The following is a 21,006-nucleotide window of genomic DNA, read 5'->3' on the forward strand; positions in this document are numbered from 1 at the left end:
GGAACTTCCCGTGCGGAAAAATGAATCGGCCGACGCGCGGCCCTTACCCTTTCCGCGTTTGGAGTTACAACCGTTGAATCTCCCCAAAGCCCCGGAGTAGGGTGGCCGGACCGTCCAACCACATCATCGTCTGGGAAAGATCTGGGAGAACCATGACACATGTGAGACGCCAACTGGCTGCGGTCACCGCAGCCCTGGCCCTGAGCGTGACTAGCGGAGCGGTGGCGGGTCCTGCCTTCGCCGATCCTCGCGAAACTGACAAAAACCCCACTGCCACCGGGTACGGCGGCGCGGTAAGCACGGTGGATCCGGAGGCTTCAGCGGCCGCCATCGAAGTCCTCCGCAAGGGCGGTAACGCTGCGGACGCGGCTGTGGCCGCAGCTGCCACGCTGGGCGTCACGGAACCGTATAGCGCAGGCATCGGAGGCGGCGGCTACTTCGTGTTCTACGACGCCAAGTCCAAGAAAGTCAGCACCATTGATGGCCGCGAAACGGCGCCGGCAACTATGCCGAACGATGCTTTCATCGATCCCGCCACCGGCAAGCCCTATCTCTTTACGACCAAGAGGCCCGAACTGCCAACCAGCGGCGTCTCTGTCGGCGTCCCCGGCACCCCGGCCACGTGGGAACGCGCACTTGAGCGTTGGGGGACGTTGAACTTGGGCGAGGCACTGAAGCCGGCAATCAAGGTAGCCAACAGAGGGTTCGTGGTAGACGAGACGTTCCGGAACCAGACTCTGGACAACAAGTTCCGTTTCAACACCTTCACCTCCACCCAGGACCTTTTCCTCCCCGGTGGCGACGCTCCCGCCGTCGGGAGTATCTTCAAGAACCCCGAACTGGCCGAGACCTACCGCCTGCTGGCAAAGCAAGGCACCAGCGCTTTCTACACGGGTCCGCTCGCAGAAGAAATTGTCTCCGCAGTAAAAGCACCGCCTAAATCCGGCGAGACTGACCTGCCCGTACCGGTCGGGTTCATGACAACGGACGATCTCGCCGGGTACAAGGCTCTCGACCAGGATCCAACGCACGTGGAGTACCGCGGCTATGACGTCTATGGAATGGCGCCATCCAGCAGCGGTGGAACCACTGTTGGCGAGTCGCTGAACATCCTGGAAAACTTCGAGCTCAAGGACATGCAGCCGGTGGACGCGCTGCACCACTATTTCGAGGCCAGCTCGTTGGCGTTCGCCGACCGTGGCGCTTATGTGGGCGATCCGGCCTTCGTTGATGTTCCCACTGATGTCCTCACAGACCCGATTTTCGGGAAGGAACGCGCCTGCAAGATTGATCCGACTGTTGCAGCTCCCAAGCCGGTTACCCCGGGAGACATAACAACGTACGACGGCGCGTGCCCGGCCGCGGCTGCACCGCTCGCCGACGAGACGGACACCGAGAACATTTCCACCACCAACCTGACGGTCGCCGACAAATGGGGAAACGTGGTGGAGTACACCCTGACCATTGAGCAAACAGGTGGATCCGGAATCGTCGTCCCGGGCCGCGGATTCCTCTTGAACAACGAGTTGACTGACTTCAGCGCCGAATACAAGGCGACTGATCCCAACAGGATCCAGCCAGGCAAACGTCCCCGTTCTTCGATGTCGCCCACCATCATCCTGCAAGACGGCAACCCGTTCCTGGCCCTCGGTTCGCCGGGCGGATCCACCATCATAACCACCGTGCTGCAGACCATCCTGAACCGCATTGACCTGGGGATGGATATCTCCGAGGCAATCGCCGCTCCGCGGGCTGCTCCTCGAAACGGTCTCACCGTGAGTTCCGAGCCAGCGTTCATTGATGCTTACGGCCCCGCGTTGGAATCATTGGGGCACGATCTGGTTCCGGCCGGTGATGCCTTCACCTCATTAGCCGAAATCGGGGCGGCAACGGCGATTGAGTTCGGCGAAGGCGGAAAGCTCACGGCTGCAGCTGAGCCGACGCGTCGTGGAGGTGGATCGGCGATGGTTTTGAAGCCAAGCAGCGGGCCGTGATTGATGTACGTACTAGCCAGGAAACAGGCCTCGGACTGTCGCATGAAGCTTGTCCAATGCAGGGCTCCCTTGGGTGCCGGCAGGTTGGGTGCCGGCAGCGAACTTCATGAGTCCGCGGCAGGCAAGTCCCGCGTCTGTCAGTTCACCGCTCAACAGGAAGTCCATCAGCTCGTCACTTGGCAATAGCCGAACGAAGCCCGCCTCGGACGCGTCCCACAAGGGGTCGTTGCCGGGGCGGGCTTCTGCTGCGATGACGAGGTGTTTGCACCTGCTTGAGTTGGCGGACCACCACTCGGATCCTGCGTAGTAGATGGCCGACGAACCATAGCCCGTTTCCTCCGCCAACTCGCGTTGGGCCGCATCTACCGGAGTTTCATTCTCGTTCAAGTAGCCCCCGGGCAGTTCAAGCAAGGTCTTCCCTGGCCCGACGCGGAACTGCTCAAACAGCACCACCTCCGTTCCGCCCTCCGTGAAGGCGAGAACCGCGGCGGAGTCCGGGCTGGCAATCACGTCCCAGGTTGAAACTGAGCCGTCAGCTTCCAGGTACGTGTCCTGGTTGATGGTGACAAAACCTTTGTACGCCCGCGTAGTCCAGAGTTTTCGCCACAATTCGTCCAAATTGCTCACTCTTGGCGGTTGGTCTTGAGTTCCCGGCAGAATCTCCACAACATCACCAACGAAGCCGCCGCGATGATGATTCCGGAAATAAGGGACCAAACAGATTCGCTGCTGCTTGAGAGGAAAATATAGACGGCGTAAGAGGCCATGGTGAGGGCGAGAAGAAGCCATACCAGCGGTTTACGATTCACAATGAGTTCCTTGATTTCTTGATGGTTATCAGGCCAAGTCACGCTTGGAGAACACGTCGCAGGCTGCCCCCAAGACGATTAACAGCGATGCAAGAGCCCCGGAGAAAGACCCCGACGGCGGTATGTGGACTGCCGCTTGATTCGCCCAGTCGGCAGCTTGGAACGGAAAGAGGTACGCCCCGGCATTGCCCAGGGGCAGGACCTGCGGAACCACCAGACTCAGCGGAACTGCGAAGAGGCTCACAAGATGGCTCCGAATGAAGGACCCGATCGCGAATCCCCAAACGGATCCCATCGCCGCCATTCCGGCGAAGGCCAGCACCACCTGTGGGCTGACCTGCCATCCTTCTGGAAATAGTGCTCCGGACAAGCCGAAGGCGGCGCCGACGATCACACCGCTCAGGAGTGCTGCAAGAACTGTTGTCAGGGCTCGGGCAATAAATGCCGGGATCCTTTGGAACAACAGGACCCGGCGGGTAAGGCACCCCGCCCGGAAGTCGGCCGTGAACGAGCAGGAGCCCATCACGCCCGCACCTGTGAGCATGAGCGACAGGCCTGCCTCTCGGAGAGGTCCTTCGGGAGAAGGACCACCCGTGGTGGGTTCCAGATTGGCTGCCACCAGGAGCGTGCCCAGTAGACCGAGAACAAGCGCGGACGCAGTCCCGGAGCCTTTCCACAGCCACGGCCGGCGAAGATCGGCAAGAAGCGCGGGCACCACCTAGAACTCCTTTCTCTGGAGCACCGCGACGAGGCAGGCGCCAGCTGCGAGTAGCCACGCCAGCGACACCAGGAACGCGGAGCCTGGTGGAAGAAGGCCCTCAAAAGGCAGGGAGGCAATGCCCGCCAAAGCGCCGGAGGGCAGCCATCGCCCTATTTCGGGCTCGTTTGCCACGACGGGCAGTTCGACGGCGAGCGGTATCAACATGGTGACGATCGTCGTCGCGTAGTAATGCCGAATAATCCAGCCCAGCGAGCAACCCCACAGGGAAGCAACAGCTGACGCGGCCACGACGCCGGGCAAGGACCGCCAGGACTCTGGGGAGAAGAGTTCTGCGCGCAATTCCGGCGTCAGGGTGAAAACGACGCTGGCTCCCCAAGCCAGAATTCCCGCCGCCAGGGTGCCAAGGCCAACCACGAGCGCAGCAGCGTACTTGACCGCCACAAGCTGCACTGACCCGGACATCACTAGGCTGTGTCGGAGCGTCCCGTAGTAGGACTCGCGTGTCACCAGGTAGCTCCCGGCAAACGTGGCCACGATCGTAATGCTGGTGGCCAGAGCCCAAAACGCTTGAATATTTTCCGTCGCGGACAGCTGATCTGCACTATCCGGCCAGCCCAGGAAGTTGGCCACGAACCAGGGCACCAAGGCGCTGAAGGCCAGGATGCCCAGAATCGAATAGCCGCTGAAGTACCTCAGTAGCTCTGCGCGTAGTCCACAGGCCCAGTTGGAGTGGGGACGCCCCGTCACCGGGCACCCTCCAGGATCTTGAAATACGCCGATTCGAGGCTGCCGCCACCAAGAACCTTCGCTTCCTCAAGGGTCCCGTGGAACAACGTCCGCTGCTTCAGGATGACGACGTCTTGGACCACTTGTTCGAGCTCCAATAGCTGGTGGCTTGAAACCAAGGCACTCCCGCCGGATTCGGCGAACCCGTGGAGAAAGCCGCGCAGCCACTGGATGCCTTCCGGGTCCAGACCGTTGGCAGGCTCGTCGAGGACAAGCAGCCGGGGGTTTCCGATGATCGCGGATGCAATCCCGAGCCGTTGTTTCATGCCCAGCGAGTAGTCCCGGACCTTCCTGTCCGCGTGGGCTGCAAGATCCACCTGGTCCAGGACCCGCTCAACGTTTTCCCTACCCACCCCTGCTGCCAACCGGCAGATCTGCAGATGGCGGCGCCCCGTTAATCCGGGCTCCACTTCCATCCCGTCCAAGTTCACTCCAACCTTGGTGGCCGGCCTCTTGAGCGAGCGATAGTCCAGTCCGAAGACCGTTGCACGACCCGACGTCGCCTTCACCAGGCCTGTCAGCCCGGCGAGCGCCGTACTCTTTCCGGCACCGTTGGGGCCGATCAATCCCACAACCCGCCCGGCACTCACATTGAACGTTAGATCGTCGACGGCAAGCTGTTGGCCCCTTCGCTTGCTGAATCCCTCGAAGCTGGCGTGGATTGTCATGAGTGCCCTTTCGTTGAGTCGTCGGGTTCGGCTTGTCCGGGCCATAACGGCGAGTGTGAAATGGCTTGCCAGAGCCACTCCGCCACATTCGTTTGACGCCCGCTGGTTACCTCCGCCCGCCCCGATGCAGGGAGGGTGGCGCTTCCTTCCAACTGGCCGACGTACGCCAACACGGGCAGGGTGGTGTCTGCGAGCGCTATCGGGACGACGGTGTCCACCGGTGCCATGGTTGACGACGGCGGGTGGTCGCCAATAATGGCCCGGCCGAGGTTTTGATGGATGATCATTCCCTGCGACTGCAAGGTGACGCTGTCGCCCGGTTCCAGCGATTGATCGGCAGCTTGGTTGGAAGTCACGATGAGCAGCTGACCATTCACATAGGTGTAGCCCGCAATGGTCATAGGACGTACAGGGATTACGACGAGAAGCGTCCCGATGGCAAGAGTTCCCAGGAGCATGATGACGGCATGCCTCCACACTGGGCTGCCATTCTGCGCGGCCATGCGGAAAAACTGAATCAAGCTTCTGCAAGCCACCACGATGAGCAGGCAGAGGACGGCAAACACCACAATGTGCCCTGCATAACCGAGCTGCAGGAAAATCGGCACGATGCGTTGGAAGCCAATGACCATGAAGCCGACACCTGCAATGGAGCTCGCCAACCCGAACCAGGGAAGCAAACCGTTACCACGAAAGGTGGCGCGCGCTCCAAGAAACCTTGAGCAAAGGACGTCGGCCAATGCCTTTATGGATTTCCGGCGAAGGTGGGGAATGTCCACAGCGGACATCAAGGCAACGTAACCGTCCAACTTGATGAACGGGAAGAGATTCAAGATGGCGACGGCCCAACAAATGACCCCATACAGCAGCGCCGCATCTTTCACCGAGGAAGCCGGTAGGAAAGCCTGCGCCGCCAGCGCAATGCTCCCTAAGCCAAGATGCACCAGGGGCCCGGCCAGGGCAATCACAACCCGCTGCTTCCGGGAGCTCAACCGCCAGCCATCGGTTACGTCGCAGAAGAATGCCGGAGATAGGTAGAACAACATGATGCCAATGCGTCGAGGCGTACCGCCAAAGTAGCTGAGGGCCATTCCATGGCCGAGTTCATGCAGCAACGTGGAGGCCAACATCGCACCTGCAACATTGACGTATACATCCAGGGCCAGTGGGCGTGCCAAGACCCGCCAAACGTCCGGCCCAGCTGCCAGGGCGCCGAGGATGCCGCCTATGAGGAGCAAGGCAACCGGCAACGCAGCTATTGGCCGCGCCATGGCAGCAACAACAGGCCGGAATATCGTCAGGAACGGCGCCGGATTGAACAAGGTGAACTGCACCGTTAACGGTGCCCGGAACTGGACCCTGCGTTCCCTCGGCGGGTGCGCACCGCCGTCGAAGATGCCGGTGTGCGTCAGCTGGCGAACGATTCCCATGACGTCGGCGGCAGTCCAAGGAGGCCCAAGGCGGTGGGCAACCTGGGCAGGATTTTTCTCGCCGTCAATTGTCCTGAGCACAGCAGCTACATCTGCTGAAACGCGAGCTTTGGGCACACTGTTCATGGCAACAATCCAAGGACCGCCATCGCGTAACGGTTGATCAATGGAGGCCGATGCGGCCAGCTGTACCGGCCACTGAGCTGGTACCGGAACCTTGGGTGGTCCGGACAGATATGGCCTTCTCATATCAGTGGGTGCGGTGTTGTGGACGAGCCGGATGGGTCACCGACAGATCCTGGGGGCATACGGACCAGTCCTTTGGTTTCATCCATCGTCAACGGAACCGCGCCTGGGCAAATCGCCTTGCCGGCTACCCAGCCGAGCTCCTGAATGGCTGCTGGGAGGCGGTGGGTGAGGCTGACCCAGTGCGACTGAATGTCACGCCTCGCCAAGTACTTCACCAGGGCATCGACGTTCGGTACGTGATTGACCGGCGGAAAGTGGGCGGGTCTGAAGGTTCGAACCCACAAATGCAGTTCAGCCAAGGCCTGCCCGGTGGTCCAGAAGTCAGCACGGGATTCGTCGTCTGTCACCTGCGATGATGAAACTGTTGAGGGCGTTCGTGCCAGGAAGAGTTCGCGGATCTGCAGGCCTTCCTGGAGGGCTCCCGCCAGTGCGACGACGGGATCGGCTGCTGCCTTGAGGCCAACGGCACCGAAGTGCCCGGGCTCCCGGGGGCCGGTGATGACGCAGACCGCTACATGCAACGGACTTTCATCGTGCGGGACAAACGCGAGGGTGGGCTCAATGCCTGCAGCGCGTGCAGCCGCCACGAGCCGCAGGAAACTCCGTGTCCCGGGCGCGTCGAGCACGTCTGCCGGCATTGCCCCAGACACAAACTTGTTGAGCGGAATCCTCTGGCGCCATGCGGAAAGGAAGGCATCCCGCTCAATGACTTCGCTGATGCCGGATACTTGCGCAAAGCGTTCTGACGGCCCGGAAGCTGCGCCGTTCGGCGAAGGGTCAAAGAAGCGGCTCCAAGGTTCGGGAGACGTGGAGGCTCCGGCGCTGTAGTCCACCACGGCAGCTGGCATGTGCGATTCCTGGCCCGTCAGCAAATCCGTTGCCCGGTACCACGGGAAGTCGAAGGCGAGGGCAGATGCGCGGCCCAACCCTGCGGTGACGAAATCGATGCGCTTGTCCGTTCCGACGCTCCCGGCAAGAAGATGTTCGACGTCAGCCGCCCCGGGCACCAACGCGAAACGCTCAACGGCCTCGCCAGCGCCCCGTGTCATGGAGGACCGCTTCTTCACGTCAAAAGCTCCGACGGCGGTTGCGAACCCTTTCCCATCCGGGCGCCCATTTGCCAGCGAAGCTACGGTGCGCCAGAGCCCAACATCGTTGGGCAGGTAGACCGTCGCCTCGGACACCAGCCCGAACGAAGGATCAAGAGTACGTACAGGATCGATGCTCACCTGCCACACACCCACAACTCGATGTCGTTCAGCCCCGGCACCGGGGTGGCGATGCGGACCGGCCGCCGTTCGAGGATAGTGAGACCCTCTGCCAGCACTTCCTCCTCGATGAGGCTGTTACTGACGAAAGCGATGTCGCTCGAATACGCGGACGATCGGTACGTACCCTCTTCATTGAAGCCGACATGGATCATGGTCACGTGTCTGGCCCCGTTCATCGGATCACGACTTTCCATGGTGATGAGGAATGCGTCCTCGCCCAGCGCCGAAACTGTCGTCCCGCCGTCGTGTCCTTCCGAGGCCTGGTGACTGTCCGCGTTGAGTACTGTCAAGAGGAAGCGGCCGTCGAGCGTCAAGCAGTCACGGACGCGTCCGAACAACTCCCTCCTGCCATGAGAATCCAGGAGCGTGATGGAACTTGCGCCGAGAACGACGCAACCGTAGCCGCCGTCGACCTCAAATCGGGACATGTCCGCTTCGACCAATTCCACCGCCACCCCGCGGGGATTGAACGCCGTGGTTGCGATTCTTTCCGCGAGTATCGCGAGCATTTCCGGCGAAGAATCGACGGCGGTCAGCGGACGTCCGAGGGCAAGGAGAGGGCGGGTGATCCGGCCCGATCCCGCAGCCAGTTCAAGAATGGGGCCGGTGGTTTTTCGTGCCGCAGCCAGGATCTCGGGAAGTTCGGTCAGGTCGCCAGCAGTGATCTGATCGTAAAGGCGTGACCCTGAAACGCTGTACAAATCCTCGGGTGGATCCATATGGCCAAGGACGCGCAGGATGGCATCGGCGGACTTGTCGGGTGGGGTATTCATCAGCTCGTGTTCTCCGGGAGTTGGTTGGTGTCCGGGTTACACGCGGGCGGCAGCGAAAGGTTGCGCCGCCCGCGTGCACCAGCTAGGTGGCGGCGATTCCGACAAAGATGCCGGCGATGATGATGACGTCACCAACGCGCATGTACCACGGCGTATCGTCCGGGGTGTCGAGGTTCTCCAGTTCTTCGATGGTCAGCTGCAGGTTCGGGTTTGCGATCATTGCGTTCTCCTTTCTTTGTTGTTGGTCTTTTGTCGTTTTCCCGTTCCGTTTCCGGGACGGTTAGGTAATGCTGACGGCGATAATGCCGATGGCAACTCCCTGGGACACTCCGATGAACCAGTTGTTGAAGTCCGGGGTTTCCAGCGACTCGATCTCCTGGATGGAGATGTTGAGCTGTTTCTGCATTTGCGTTCACCTCCCTTCGCTGTGGGTTGACGGACTGCGCGTATTCGTCAGGTGATGCTGACGGCGATCCCGATCAATGCGAGGCCCACGGTGATGCCGTGGATGCGTTCGCTCCAGTCGTCAGGGACGTCGATGCTTTCCAGTTCCTGGACGTTGAGGTCCAAAGTCCTGGGTGCAAGAGTGCTGCTCATGGTGCTCACCCCCTTTCCCTTACCGCTCGTAGCTCGCCCACTGGGCCTGGCAAGATTTGTTGTTCCAGCCCTGCTTTGGAGAGGACATACTGGATCTGCACGGCATCAATGCCCCGCAGCATCGGCAAACCACCGCCCCAGTTCCGGAGGGCGGCCTCGGAAGTCTTCATCAGCGCCTGCTCCCCGATAACGTCCAGACCCGCAATGCCCCACCGCCACATCAATTGGTTGATGCCTTTGGCGGGGTTGGGATCCAATGAAGGATCCGCATCTACAACCACGGACCAGAGCTTCAGGAGTCTGTGTTGGTCTCCCCAGGCTGCGTTTCCCTTGGCTATCTCAGCCCAGATGGGACCCATCACCGAGGCGGTGGCGGTCATCTTTCGGGCCCCAGTGACGTGGGCGAGTTCGTTGGCGACATACCAGTGCTTCGCTCCGTACGGATCACGGCCGATCAGGGCCCAGCCGGTGTGGGTCTCCATGCTGAGGTGGGCTGCCGTCAGTCTCAGCTCGGGCGCATCCTCACGTGTCACTCGATTCCCGAGCCGGACGATCCGCGCCAAAAGTGAGTGGCCGTCGTCGTCGAACACGCTTGAGCTGCTGCCAATCATGGTCCCTGCCACCCGGAGGAACGCTTCAAGCAACCCTTCGAAAAGCAGCTGCGTGGGCAGGGTGGCGAGATTGTCGGCGTCGAGCACGGCCACGTCACCTGTGAGGTGACGTGAGGAGATCAAACGGCGTCCGACGGCGGTGTCCAGGCACGCTACTGCGCTGACTTCAGCGCCGGTCCCCACGGTTGACGGCATGAGGATGGTGCGGGAGCGCTCGTTTGGATAGGCGACCGGAGGCAGGACTATCAGACCCGAACGTTTGGCATGGCGTTCGACGAAGACCGTGAGGCTCGGGTCCGCAGTGAACAATGCCGCGAGTTTCACTGCATCCATCACGGAACCGCCGCCAAGTCCCACAACTGTCCGAAGTCCGTGTTTGCGGACAAAGCTGCCCACAACCCGCAGGGTTTCGACTGTGACCGGGGCAGCGTTCAGCTCCAGTGTTGGCGCTCCCTTTAGGTCGCGCGCCAACAACGCATCCCTCTGACCCGTGAGTGCCTTGTCCACCACGAGTCCGGTCCGGCCACGGGTGAGTCCGCCAATATATTTGGGTGCCATCCCTGGGTCGAGGACGACGCATCGCGTGTTCCATATGCGATCGGCGATCATGCGAAAACACCGTCGCGTTCCGCCTTTGCCAGCCCATCGACCATGGCCGCATGCAGTTCCCCGAAGTTCTCCCGTGTATAGATCAGTGCTGGCAGCAGCTGGATACGGCCTGGCCCAGGCTGCACGATAGCCCCGGCTTGATGGATCCGCCGGACGACAGCCAGGACACCGTTCGGAGAAAGGGGTGATCCACTGTCGGTTCGCAGCAGGACGCCCCGCATGCACCCCCGTCCAGAGGTCCCGGCTACCCCTGGACTTGCCTGGAGTTTGGCAATGAGCTGGTCGAGGCCTTCTGACACACGGTGAGTCAGAGTGTTGTGGTCAAGCCTTTTCATCTCGGAGATCGTGGCGAGAACCGCGGCACAGGTAGCTGGGGTTCCGGCTTGGGTTTCGCCGTGGACAAAGACGGCCTCGTTCTTATCGAAGAGCTGGCTTATGCGCTGGCCGATGAGGAGGGCGGCACATGCGCTGGTGCCGTTGGTAAGTCCCTTGGAAGTGACAACGACGTCCGGGGCTTCCCGCCACTCATCTGAAGCGAACCACCCTCCGATACGGCCGAACCCGGTGGCGACTTCGTCAGCTACGACGAGGAAGCCATGCTCATCCCGGTGTTTGAGGAGTGCAGCCAGGAAGGCGTCCGGTACAACTTCCGCACCCGAACCAAGGACGGGCTCAACCACCACTGCTGCTACGCGGTGCCCCTCCCGTTGCATGAGTTGGGCCAACTCCACGCCTCCGTCGTCGAACCGGATATGCCGGACGTTCCGCCTGTCCACCCCATATACGGCTTGGCCGAGGTCGTCGCCGCTGAGTGCCTGGCTGCCGTAGGTGAGCCCGTGGTAGCTGCCGCTTAGCCCGATGACGAGTTTGCGTTCGGGTTGTTTGTCCAGGACGAAGTAGTGGCGCGCGAGTTTCATAACGGCGTCGTTGGCGGCACCTCCCGACGTCGAGAAGAGAACGCGCTCGAAGTGATGCTTCGGCAATTCAAGGAGTGCCGTGGCTGCCTCAATGGCCTTGCGGTGCGCAGTCCGGAAAAGCGGCAGGTAGGAGGCTGTTTCCAGTTCATTGGCTACTGATTCTGCAATCTGTGCATTGCCATAGCCAAGGTTCGTGTTCCACAGGCCGCTCTTTGCGCAGAGTCGTCGCTGCCCGTCCTCGAAATTTACATGGACCCCCTGGGCCCTGACCGCTGTGTAGCTTGCTGCCTCGAAATCGTGCTGGCTTACAAGTGGAACCCAGAGCGGGATCTGTGCCTGGTGTTTTAGAGGTACGGTCATCGTTTAGTGCCGATGAGGTCAATGCCGAGCTGCTCGAACTGATTCAGGATTGCCGTCACGGATCCTGTTGCTACGGCCTCTGGGAGGTTGAGGGCCGGCGCTATGAGCGCGGCAGCAGCGCTGACGTCCTGCAGGTTGGAGATGGCCTCGATGATGGTAGCTGCGTCAATCCCGACCTTGAAGACCCGTCCGGACTGGGTGTCCAAAAGACTGTGCTCGCCACCATGTCGAATGATGAACGGCGCACCTGGCGATGGCAGCTCGCCATTTGTGGATGCTCCGTAGAGGCTTAGGCCGAAGCCAACAAATTGAGTGCTGGCACTGTCCTCCCTGGAGATGAACTTCCAGGCATCCAACGCTGCCAGGTAGCGGGGAATCCATGGTCTGGCGGCCAGCGATTCGCGAACACTTCGGGGGTCGCGAATGGAAGCAATCGAAGACTCCGGCTGGAGCGCGAGCGATCTTCTTTGGAGATCGGAAAAGGGATCGCCGATTCGGCCGATCTTCGCGCCGTACGGACCACTGAGGACTGTTCCGTCGGCCGCAATGTGCAGCCTCGCGAGATCCTGGCAGCTTTGTCCGGTCAACAATCCACGTTCGGCCAAGACTGCGTTGACCTCGATGAGCTGACGAATAAAGTGGCCCGAACGGCGGGCTTCGTCGGCGTCGTCGAAGAATGCCAGCCAATCATCGTCGGAGGTGATGCGGACAAGCGTGACCCCGACAAGATTCACGAAGGGAATGGCTACGTAATCCTGTATCTCCAGGCTGAGCGTGCCGTTCACCAAGAGTTCTTCTCCGGTGGCATCGAACGAGCCGGACACGGCTGTGATGGCTTCGTCGTCCCTGTCGCCATTGAGGGCAAGGATGACGGAGCCCTCACCGGCCAATGTTTTTGCGTAGTCAGTGTGCTCGGGATTCTCCACGAAAACTACGTGGCCTGCGATGCGCCCCGGTATGCCGGTAATCCACTGATCTACCGCCGCGGCAATGGTCTGTTGTTCATTCAGCGTCAATTACCCAACCCCCAATAATTTCCCTCGTTCTTGGAACGAAGCTATGGGCTGGAGAAGGTGCCACAGAGGAGGAAATCGAAACTAGGTGGTGGAATGCCCCAAAGATAAGTGCCGCGTGGGGCTATCTAGGTGGAGGGGAATGGTGGTCTAGGTGGTGGAATCAATGCCCGATCATGTCGAGGCAGCCGCCATCCATGACGCCTCCACCTGGGGCGATGTCCACCTCGCCATCCAGCGACACGTATCCATAGACGCAACCGGCAGTGAAGAATCTTTGGGGAAACCTACGATGAACGCGAACTCAGCCAAGCGGATCCGAAGCTACTGGCTAGGTTTAGCCATCTCTTATGGGCTGGCCCTCACTGTTGCGACCGTGACCGATCGGGAGACCGCCTCAGATGCACCAGCAATTAGCCTCCTCGCGTCTGCCTTCACGGCCGCGGCGATCCTCATTCATGGAACGTCCATAGCGATCTGGGCCGGACCCCTCCTGGGTGGGGTCACCGCCGTCGTCATGTATTTGGTGCTGGCCAAGTATGGACGGTTCTACAGTTCGTGTTCTGCGGGCGCGGATCGGCCTTCCGAATAGGCAATTCATGACGCGTAGTCGTGACTGCCACAGACCCCGACGGAGTCAAGGCCACCTTCTATTTGTCGCGGGGACAGCATGCCAAGGGCAGCACTTTCTAATGAATTGACTGGAAATGAAACGATGATTCGTCTATAGTGCCTAATCTATTTTTGGGTGCGCTCATATGACTTGCTGCTCGCCACGACGTCCTATACTGTGATCCATGCATTAATTCAGCAACAGAAATATTTGGGGGGAAAATGGGGAAATTATGTAAGCAAATGGCCGTTATCGCAAGCGCGGCCCTGCTTATCGGACTTGCGGCTACGCCGGCGAGTGCCGAAGTCGGAAAGAAGCTCTCCAATGCTGAAATTGAAGCGCAAATTGATCAGTTTGTTGCAAACAACCCTCAGGACATTGTTGGGCTCAACAAACTTTCAAAGAAGTTGACGGGACAGAGCACCCGAATCTCGCTGAACAATGAGGGTGAGGTCAGCGCGGAGCATGCCCAAGCTGTCCTGAATGGCGAGAGCACGGGGCTTCAGCCGATGGCTTTCCCGCAGGACGCCTTCAATGTCTTCGTCACGTACGTGCCGCTGGCACAGGGAAGCCGCCAGTTGAAGGTCTATGGCCAGTGGAACTGGCGGGATGACTTCGTCGGCCAAGGCGCCCCCGAGGACTTGGCTTCCTTGCAGTTCACTTATCCTGACTGTGTTCGGCACGGAAATCTCCTGGCCAATACCGGCAAGTATGATGGAACGGTCACCAATCGTGCCACCCTGCGGGACGCCGGTGTGGGCTCAAAGTCCCCCATTTGGAATATTGCAGATGGTACTTCCGGTTTCGCAAACCTGACCGACAATGGGTACGTCACATCGACGCTGAACGCGGCCAATTGCACAGTTGGTGGTCCGGCGCAGGTGGGAATTGCATTCTCGTACGAGGCAAACCGTGGTGGGAGTGTCGCCAGCGTGTCTGTTGGTTGGGGATTCCTGAACATTGGATATAACAGCCAGGGTGACGTCCTGCGCAAGTCTTCCCAGCCGATCTATGGAGCCCTCTAACTTGGATCTCACTCTCACGCTTTTTGTACCGCTGATCTTTGCGGCAATATTCCTGTATGTCCTTTACGGTGTCATTTATCGTGCCGTAAAGAATGCAATCAAGGATGCTCGTCGTGAACTTGAAAACGATGCGTTGACCAGCCAGGATTCCGGCGGTGCTGAGTCGTAGATTTTGATCTCATGCAGCGAGCCCCGAGATAGCCCTCGGGGCTCGCTGTTGTACGGCAAAGACTCATGGATACTTGATTCCGGCTTTCGAAGCAAGCATCAGTGACAAAACCCTACAGAACCGTCGTCCGCGACAATGACAGATCCTTCGTCTCGCGGAAGAACAACACCACAACCACCGCGGACACCAAGGCCATCCCCATCAGGTAGAACGCCGGAGCCAACGGCGTCCCAAAGCCAGCCACCAATCCGGTCGCCACGAACGGAGCCGTCCCACCGAACAGGACGTAGGCCAAGGTGTAACCGATCGCAGACCCGGAAGCACGGACCGACGAGGGGAACATCTCCACCAGGGCCGGAACGTTGGACGTACCAATCACCGCAACCAAAGCACCCAGGACACTGGTGCCCAAGATCGCGAAACCGAGTCCCAAAGGCATAATGGAGAATGCCGGAATCGTCATGACGACGAATCCCACACACGCCACCAGCAGCATCCGCTTGCGGCCGTAACGGTCGCTGGCACGCGCGGCCAGAGGGCACACTGCTGTGTACACCAGCATCGTGACTACGCTCGTGATCATCGATTCAGTGCTTGAGTAGTGAAGGCTCGAGGTCATGTACGCGATCATGTAGCTGCTCATCAGGTAGTAAGCGATCGCGTTGGTGATGCTGTAGCCAAACAGCGTGAAGATCTGCCGTGCGCAAAGCCGGATGGCATCACCCAAGGGCTTCTTCGCCACCTTGCCCTTCTTCTCCAGGCCACGGAATACCGGAGTGTCGTCCACCTTGGAGCGGATGTAGAGGCCAATGAGGCCGAGCGGGGCTGCGAGCAGGAAGGGGATTCGCCAGCCCCAAGCCTGAAGGTCGGCCGGGCTCAGAGTCGCAGTAATGGCCGCGCCGAGCAACGCACCGGCAACCGAAGCCAGGCCGACAGTGGCCGGGATGATGCTGGCGTAGGTGGCGCGCTTACCTTCCGGTGCATACTCCACGATGAACGCCGAGGATCCTGTGTACTCACCACCTGTGGTGAAGCCCTGAACCGCACGGAACACGAAAAGCAGAATCGGAGCCCAAATACCGATCACAGCAAAAGTCGGCAGGATACCGATGCAGAACGTGGCCGCGCTCATGATCAGCACGCACAGGCCGAGCATCTTGTTGCGGCCGATCCGGTCACCGTAACGTCCAAAGAAGGCCGCGCCGAGCGGCCTGGCGATGAAGCCGCCGGCGAAGATCGCCCACACGGCCAGGAGTGACGCCGTCGTAGAGTAATCCGGGAAGAAGAGCTTCGCGATGGTCACGGACATGACCGCATAAGCCGCGGAGTCGAACCATTCCACGAAATTTCCGACGGCGGCTGCCGCAGCGACGCGCTTGAGGCTGCGCCGGGGGGAAGACTCAGTTTCAGCGACTTTCTCGGTCATCGTATTCATGATTGTTGTCCTTCGGTGCGGGGAGAGGCTACAACGTGTGGGAGTTCGCGGAGCTGGGCCCGCTGGACTTTTCCGGTGGCCGACTTAGGCAGCGCGGAGACGTATTCAATGAATCGCGGGTAAGCGAAGCGGGAGAAGTTCTCCTTCACATGCGCCACGATGGTTTCGCTCAGGTCCGCTCCCCCCGCGTGACCGGGCATCAGTTCGATCCAGGCCTTGATGGACTGGCCGCGGAGCTCATCGGGCACGCCGGTCACCGACACGTCCCGCACGGGATCGAGTTCGCGAATGACTGCCTCCAGCTCGTACGGCCCCACACGGTAGCCGGACGTTTTGATGACGTCATCGGTCCTCCCCAGGAACCAGAAGTAGCCGTCGTCGTCCGCGTAGGCTTGGTCCTTCGTGTGGTACCAATCGCCACCGAACGCGGCGGCTGACGCCTCCGGCATATTCCAGTATCCCAAGGGAAACTGCGGGTTGGATCGCGCACGCAAGCAGATCTCACCCGTCTCGCCGGCCGCCACTTCCTGCCCATTCTCGTCCAGCAGGCGAACTTCCCATCCAGGAAGTGGACGCCCCATGGAGCCCGGTTTCACCGGGACATCCGGGTAGTTCCCCAGCAGCGGGTAGGACTCTGTGGAACCGTAGTAATCCAAAAGTGTGACCCCGTACTGCGACTCGAACCACGTAATCAGGTCCGGCGTTAGCGGCTCATTGGACGAGCAAACCGTCCGCAGGGACAGCGGGAAGCGAGCACCGGCGTCGGGCACGTCCTCGCGCATCTTTCGCAGGAACGTCGGATTGACCAGGGCGCTGGTGACGCGGTGGCGGCTCATGGCGTCCAGCAGCGCCGCGGGGTCGAAGCCGCCTTCCGGCCGGAACACGAGGTGCGTGGCGCCGAGCCGAAGCGGGCCCATGAGTTTGGCGAGCGACCACGCCCAGTCCCCCGCGCCGTAGAACACATCGCCGTCGCCGAGTTGGTGGCAGTACTCGAACTCGTTGTGGCCGAGGAGCGTGCGGTGCGCGTGGACGATTCCCTTGGCGCGGCCGGTGGTTCCCGAAGTGTAGAAGATGAGGGCGGGGTCGTCGGCTTTGGTTTCGACGTTCTGGAATTCAGTGGTTTCGGTGGCGATTTCCGGGCTGTCGATGTCGATAAAGGTGCCGTCGAAGTCCTCGAACAGGTGCTTCGCAGACTCCTCGGCGATGATCACCGACGCACCGCTGTCCTCAAGCCTGAATCGGATGGGTTCCGCGGCCCAGAGCAGCGACATCGTGACCAGGATGGCGCCGGTCCGCAGCACGCCCAGATACGCAGCCGGGGTATCGGAGCGCTGCGGCAGCAGGACGGCGACGCGGTCGCCCTTCTTGATGCCGGCTCGTTGGAGGGTTGCTGCGATTTGCCGTGAACGGTCCTGGATTTCGCCCCAGCTCACCTCCCGTTGACCTTCGACGGCGGACTCCAGGATGAGAGCCCGCTTGTCCCTTGGGTGGTGGTCGGCGACGTCGACGGCCATGTTGTAGAGCTCGGGAACCTCCCAGCGGTGGGAGTTTCGTAGTTCGGTGTAGCGGTCTTGGGTTGCTGTGGTTGTCATCGTTTTGCCTCCTGCTTCTGTTGCATCGCGGCTTAGCGGCGGCCAGCGAGGAAGCGGGCCATCTCGCGCTGGGGTTCGCCCGTGCCGTAGGCCTCGCGGTGGACTCGCTTGGCTTCTGCCATGGCGTCCGCCAGGTCGTCATCTTCCAAGCTGCGCAAACGGTTCTTCGTCAGTCGGACCGCACCCGGAGGAAGGAGGCTCAAGCGCGAGGCGAGGTCCTTCGCGTAAGCCAGCACGCCGCCGTCGTCCGCTAAGTAGTTGAGGAGGCCGAGACGCTGGGCCTCGGCAGCGTCCACCAGTTCACCGGTGAGGACGAACTGGGAGGTCTTGGACTTGCCGAGGATGCTCCACATGGCCCAGATCCCGGTGATGCTTGGGATGCCGGAGAGGACTTCGGGCTGGCCCATGCGTACTTTGGAGTCGCCGACGCGGAGATCCGCTAGCAGTGAGTACTGGAAACCAGAGCCTGCGGCGACGCCGTTGACTGCGGCAATGGTGATCTGATCGAGGTCGCGTACGGCGCGGTAAAGACGGTCAAAACCGTCAATCCAAGCCTCGGCGGACTCGTGGTCCTCCGGGTTCATGGACGCAGTCTCGGCCAGGTCCTGTCCGGCGCAGAACGCGCGGCCGGTTCCCGTGAGGATGACGGTGCGGATTTCGTCGTTGCCTTTGAGGCCTTCCAGGTGGCCGATGAGTTCGTTGCGCATGGCTTCGGTCCACGCGTTGAGCTTGTCCGGGCGGTTGAGGGTGATGATGGCGGTGGGGCCGGTCTGTTCGAAGAGGACATCTTGGGACATTGGGGCGTTTCCTTTGGTTCGTAGGGCTTCTTGGTTCCCATCTGACCATCGGCGAATGTGACCCGTCTAACATCAATATCTACTCGCCTTGATACCAAACTGATATGGTGCGCAGATGGACCTCCACCATCTCAAGTACTTCGTGGTGCTCTCCGAGGAGCTCCATTTCGGCCGCGCGGCACAACGTTTGCACATGGCCCAGCCGCCACTTTCGCAGCGGATCAAGGACCTGGAGAAAGAACTCGGGGTGCAGTTGTTCCATCGGCGACGCACCGGCGTCGAGCTGTCCGAGGCCGGGGCCTTGCTGCTGGAACACGCGCGCGGAGTTCTGGATCACGTGGCCATGGCGCAGGAATCGATGCGGCGGATCCGGCCTGGCGCTTCGGGCATCCTGCAGGTGGCCGTGCCGCCGGACACGAACCCTGTGGCGCTGTCCACGATGGTTTCTTCGTTTAGCTCGCTTGCCCCTGATGTCCTGTTGAACTTGCACGAGCTCACCACCGTGGAGCAGGTTGAGCGACTGCGCGACGGCGAACTGGACGTTGCGGTGGTCCGTCACCCTTTGAGCAGCGTGGGTTTCGAGTCGGGGCCGGTGTTCTCGCGTGCATTGGGTGTGGTGCTGAATGCCTCGCACCCGTTGGCTTCTGCGTCTTCTGTGCGCTTGGGCGACTTGGCCGGGAGCTCGCTGATCATCTTCCCGCGGCACATGGCGCCCACCCTGTACGACTCGTTCCTGCACACGTGCCGGGACGCTGGGTACTTGCCCGCGGCCATTGTTCACGCCAGGAACCAGCACTTCACTCACGGACTGATCCTGGCCGGCCGGGGTGTGCACTTCAATGAGGAGCCGTGGACGCCTCTTCCCGCTGGAATTGTGTGGCGGCCGCTGGTTGGTGACCCGTTGGCTTGGCGGACGTCGGCGCTGTGGTTGAAGAGTCGGCGGTCAGCAGAGACGGATGCGTTCGTGGCGGCTGTTGGGGCGGGGCTCAGTGCGGGCGGGCATGGGTGAACGGACCCCCTTTGCATCTGATCACCGATCCCAGTGATGCGATGTCAAAATAATACCGTTTTCGGTATAGTCCTGACATTGCAAGATAGCCAATGGGATGGCAAAACAATACCGCTCACGGTAGAATCTTGACATGAGGACAACCTATCGAGACGTACTGCGTGAGATCGCCTACGACAACCATGGCTATGTCACCACCGCGGATGCAGTGGGCGCTGGCGTGCCCGCCGTGGAACTGCCAAAGCTCACAGCCCGCGGCGGCCTCGATCACGTCGGATACGGCCTCTACCGTATGACTGACATCCCGCCGACCGACGATGACCAGTTCGCCGAAGCGACCTTGCGCGCAGGAGACGACGCCTACCTTCGCGGAGAATCCGTTCTCGCCCTCCTCGGCCTGGGGGACGTGAATCCTACGAAGATCACCGTGGGAACCGGCCGTCGTGTCCGCCGCGCAATGCCCGCCTATGTGAAGGTCACCCAGGCGCAGGCCGGAACGAAGGTTACACGCTACCGCGGGATCCGCGCCCAACAGCTCAGCGAAGCTCTCCTCGAATGTCTGGGCCGGGTCCCCAGCACGCGACTGCGAGATGCGGCAGTCAAGGCCCGTGCTGAGGGATTCCTGACAACGGCGGAGTGGAACCGTGTGCGCAAGGAACTCGCCGCATGAGTTATGACAGCCCGCCTCGTAACCTCGCCGCTCTTAACCAGAGAATGAAGAACTTAGAAGTAGACGAAACCCTCGCCCTTCGCCGGCGGACGACGATGGCTCTGGTCGTGATCGGACAAATGCTTCCCGAGGGTGCGGTGAAAGGTGGCAGCGCGATGGCGCTGCGATACGGCTCCAGTACTAGGTTCACCCGCGACCTTGACGCCGCCCGTACAGGAGGCCTGGCGGCATTCCGCGCCGACTTCGAAGAGCGCCTTCGCAAAGGATGGAGTGGTTTTACTGGACGTCTGGTTGAGCGAAAAGCCCCGAAACCCAAGGGAATTCCCACCTCGTACGTGATGAAGCCATTCGATGTGAAGCTCGACTACCAGGGGAAGCCGTGGTGCACAGTGCCCTTCGAACTCGGTCACAACGAGATCGGTGATGCTGACGATCCCGAGTTCGCTCTGGCGCCCAGCATCAGCGAAATGTTCACTTCTGTGGGCCTCCCCGCTCCAGACCCAGTGGCGGTAATGCCCGCAGACCACCAGATTGCCCAAAAAATACACGCGTCCACAGTGTCTGGTAGCGATCGCGCCCGAGACCTCGTAGACCTGCAACTCCTAGGCGCCCGCGAGCAGATTGACCTAGCGACGGTCCGGGCCACTTGTGTTCGACTATTCGACTACCGGAGGGCTCATGTCTGGCCTCCGACAGTTGTAGAGGGCGCGGAGTGGGTGACCCTGTACGCTGAGGCCGCCGAGGGCCTTGATGTCGTACCTGATGTCGCTCCCGCCATCGAGTGGCTGAACCAGTTCATCGCCCGGATTGACCAGGCCTCGCCAAGCAATATGACGACGCTCTCTGAAGTTGGGTGACCCATGCCGCAGCGGAGATCCAATGGAGTCT

At 60.8% G+C, this 21,006-nt stretch carries 24 protein-coding genes; 7 read left to right on the plus strand and 17 right to left on the minus strand.

The window, feature by feature from the left end:
• Nucleotides 1-152 precede the first annotated feature (152 nt).
• On the plus strand, nucleotides 153-1,994 hold the full coding sequence (gene ggt, locus AC6I99_RS18530) for a gamma-glutamyltransferase (protein ID WP_497944384.1): 1,842 nt from the start codon (nucleotides 153-155) through the stop codon (nucleotides 1,992-1,994).
• 12 nt (nucleotides 1,995-2,006) lie between these two features.
• On the opposite strand, the gene AC6I99_RS18535 is transcribed toward ggt, so the two are convergent.
• From AC6I99_RS18535 to mpaB, 14 genes are all read right to left on the minus strand, one after another.
• On the minus strand, nucleotides 2,007-2,612 hold the full coding sequence (locus tag AC6I99_RS18535) for an NUDIX hydrolase (RefSeq protein ID WP_497961496.1): 606 nt from the start codon (nucleotides 2,610-2,612) through the stop codon (nucleotides 2,007-2,009).
• A gap of 5 nt (nucleotides 2,613-2,617) precedes the next feature.
• Nucleotides 2,618-2,803 (minus strand): hypothetical protein, encoded by a 186-nt coding sequence (locus AC6I99_RS18540; RefSeq protein ID WP_224165391.1) that lies wholly within the window; start codon nucleotides 2,801-2,803, stop codon nucleotides 2,618-2,620.
• Between the two features lie 28 nt (nucleotides 2,804-2,831).
• Nucleotides 2,832-3,521: a hypothetical protein gene (locus AC6I99_RS18545; protein WP_497944382.1), complete on the minus strand. Its 690-nt coding sequence runs from the start codon at nucleotides 3,519-3,521 to the stop codon at nucleotides 2,832-2,834.
• Entirely contained in the window at nucleotides 3,522-4,271 is a 750-nt protein-coding gene (locus AC6I99_RS18550) for a hypothetical protein (RefSeq protein ID WP_497944381.1), read from the minus strand.
• A complete protein-coding gene (locus AC6I99_RS18555) occupies nucleotides 4,268-4,978 on the minus strand; it encodes an ABC transporter ATP-binding protein (protein WP_497944380.1) in 711 nt (236 codons plus the stop codon). The genes AC6I99_RS18550 and AC6I99_RS18555 overlap by 4 nt, the downstream gene beginning before the upstream one ends.
• Entirely contained in the window at nucleotides 4,975-6,657 is a 1,683-nt protein-coding gene (gene mpaP, locus AC6I99_RS18560) for a daptide biosynthesis intramembrane metalloprotease (protein ID WP_497944379.1), read from the minus strand. Before mpaP ends, AC6I99_RS18555 begins: the two co-directional genes overlap by 4 nt.
• Nucleotides 6,654-7,886: a YcaO-like family protein gene (locus AC6I99_RS18565; RefSeq protein WP_497944378.1), complete on the minus strand. Its 1,233-nt coding sequence runs from the start codon at nucleotides 7,884-7,886 to the stop codon at nucleotides 6,654-6,656. Before AC6I99_RS18565 ends, mpaP begins: the two co-directional genes overlap by 4 nt.
• The gene (gene mpaM, locus AC6I99_RS18570) at nucleotides 7,883-8,701 is read right to left on the minus strand and encodes a daptide-type RiPP biosynthesis methyltransferase (protein ID WP_497944377.1); all 819 of its coding nucleotides are present in this window, start codon (nucleotides 8,699-8,701) and stop codon (nucleotides 7,883-7,885) included. The genes AC6I99_RS18565 and mpaM overlap by 4 nt, the downstream gene beginning before the upstream one ends.
• An 82-nt stretch (nucleotides 8,702-8,783) precedes the next feature.
• Nucleotides 8,784-8,921: a daptide-type RiPP gene (locus tag AC6I99_RS18575; protein WP_224088985.1), complete on the minus strand. Its 138-nt coding sequence runs from the start codon at nucleotides 8,919-8,921 to the stop codon at nucleotides 8,784-8,786.
• Nucleotides 8,922-8,981: 60 nt separating this feature from the next.
• Nucleotides 8,982-9,107: a daptide-type RiPP gene (locus AC6I99_RS18580; RefSeq protein WP_263422270.1), complete on the minus strand. Its 126-nt coding sequence runs from the start codon at nucleotides 9,105-9,107 to the stop codon at nucleotides 8,982-8,984.
• A 47-nt stretch (nucleotides 9,108-9,154) separates the two neighbouring features.
• Nucleotides 9,155-9,298, minus strand: coding sequence for a daptide-type RiPP (locus AC6I99_RS18585; RefSeq protein WP_224165398.1), 144 nt, complete (start codon nucleotides 9,296-9,298; stop codon nucleotides 9,155-9,157).
• Nucleotides 9,299-9,303: 5 nt separating this feature from the next.
• On the minus strand, nucleotides 9,304-10,518 hold the full coding sequence (gene mpaC, locus AC6I99_RS18590) for a daptide-type RiPP biosynthesis dehydogenase (RefSeq protein WP_497944376.1): 1,215 nt from the start codon (nucleotides 10,516-10,518) through the stop codon (nucleotides 9,304-9,306).
• The gene (mpaD, locus tag AC6I99_RS18595) at nucleotides 10,515-11,795 is read right to left on the minus strand and encodes a daptide-type RiPP biosynthesis aminotransferase (protein ID WP_497944375.1); all 1,281 of its coding nucleotides are present in this window, start codon (nucleotides 11,793-11,795) and stop codon (nucleotides 10,515-10,517) included. Before mpaD ends, mpaC begins: the two co-directional genes overlap by 4 nt.
• On the minus strand, nucleotides 11,792-12,811 hold the full coding sequence (gene mpaB / locus AC6I99_RS18600; RefSeq protein ID WP_497944374.1) for a daptide biosynthesis RiPP recognition protein: 1,020 nt from the start codon (nucleotides 12,809-12,811) through the stop codon (nucleotides 11,792-11,794). Before mpaB ends, mpaD begins: the two co-directional genes overlap by 4 nt.
• Nucleotides 12,812-12,974: 163 nt before the next feature.
• Between mpaB and AC6I99_RS18605 the strand changes: the two genes are divergently transcribed.
• The 3 genes from AC6I99_RS18605 to AC6I99_RS18615 all read left to right on the plus strand — a co-directional run bounded on the left by AC6I99_RS18605 (nucleotide 12,975) and on the right by AC6I99_RS18615 (nucleotide 14,615).
• Nucleotides 12,975-13,400, plus strand: a complete 426-nt coding sequence (locus AC6I99_RS18605; protein WP_497944373.1) for a hypothetical protein — start codon at nucleotides 12,975-12,977, stop codon at nucleotides 13,398-13,400.
• 263 nt (nucleotides 13,401-13,663) lie between these two features.
• A complete protein-coding gene (locus AC6I99_RS18610; RefSeq protein ID WP_497944372.1) occupies nucleotides 13,664-14,446 on the plus strand; it encodes a hypothetical protein in 783 nt (260 codons plus the stop codon).
• 1 nt (nucleotide 14,447) lies between these two features.
• A complete protein-coding gene (locus AC6I99_RS18615; protein ID WP_224088992.1) occupies nucleotides 14,448-14,615 on the plus strand; it encodes a hypothetical protein in 168 nt (55 codons plus the stop codon).
• Nucleotides 14,616-14,727: 112 nt separating this feature from the next.
• On the opposite strand, the gene AC6I99_RS18620 is transcribed toward AC6I99_RS18615, so the two are convergent.
• From AC6I99_RS18620 to AC6I99_RS18630, 3 genes are read right to left on the minus strand one after another with little or no spacing between them, the layout of a single operon-like run.
• Entirely contained in the window at nucleotides 14,728-16,050 is a 1,323-nt protein-coding gene (locus tag AC6I99_RS18620) for an MFS transporter (RefSeq protein ID WP_497961498.1), read from the minus strand.
• On the minus strand, nucleotides 16,047-17,642 hold the full coding sequence (locus AC6I99_RS18625) for an acetate--CoA ligase (RefSeq protein WP_497944370.1): 1,596 nt from the start codon (nucleotides 17,640-17,642) through the stop codon (nucleotides 16,047-16,049). Before AC6I99_RS18625 ends, AC6I99_RS18620 begins: the two co-directional genes overlap by 4 nt.
• A gap of 32 nt (nucleotides 17,643-17,674) precedes the next feature.
• Nucleotides 17,675-18,439, minus strand: a complete 765-nt coding sequence (locus AC6I99_RS18630; RefSeq protein ID WP_497944369.1) for an enoyl-CoA hydratase/isomerase family protein — start codon at nucleotides 18,437-18,439, stop codon at nucleotides 17,675-17,677.
• A gap of 115 nt (nucleotides 18,440-18,554) precedes the next feature.
• Between AC6I99_RS18630 and AC6I99_RS18635 the strand changes: the two genes are divergently transcribed.
• From AC6I99_RS18635 to AC6I99_RS18645, 3 genes are all read left to right on the plus strand, one after another.
• Nucleotides 18,555-19,448 (plus strand): LysR family transcriptional regulator, encoded by an 894-nt coding sequence (locus AC6I99_RS18635; RefSeq protein ID WP_224088999.1) that lies wholly within the window; start codon nucleotides 18,555-18,557, stop codon nucleotides 19,446-19,448.
• 133 nt (nucleotides 19,449-19,581) lie between these two features.
• Nucleotides 19,582-20,118, plus strand: coding sequence for a type IV toxin-antitoxin system AbiEi family antitoxin domain-containing protein (locus tag AC6I99_RS18640; protein ID WP_497944368.1), 537 nt, complete (start codon nucleotides 19,582-19,584; stop codon nucleotides 20,116-20,118).
• A 44-nt stretch (nucleotides 20,119-20,162) separates the two neighbouring features.
• Complete coding sequence (locus AC6I99_RS18645; RefSeq protein WP_497961500.1) at nucleotides 20,163-20,975, plus strand: nucleotidyl transferase AbiEii/AbiGii toxin family protein; 813 nt, start codon at nucleotides 20,163-20,165, stop codon at nucleotides 20,973-20,975.
• The last annotated feature ends 31 nt before the right edge of the window (nucleotides 20,976-21,006 follow it).

The organism is Arthrobacter sp. TmtSoilC77 (assembly GCF_059739415.1).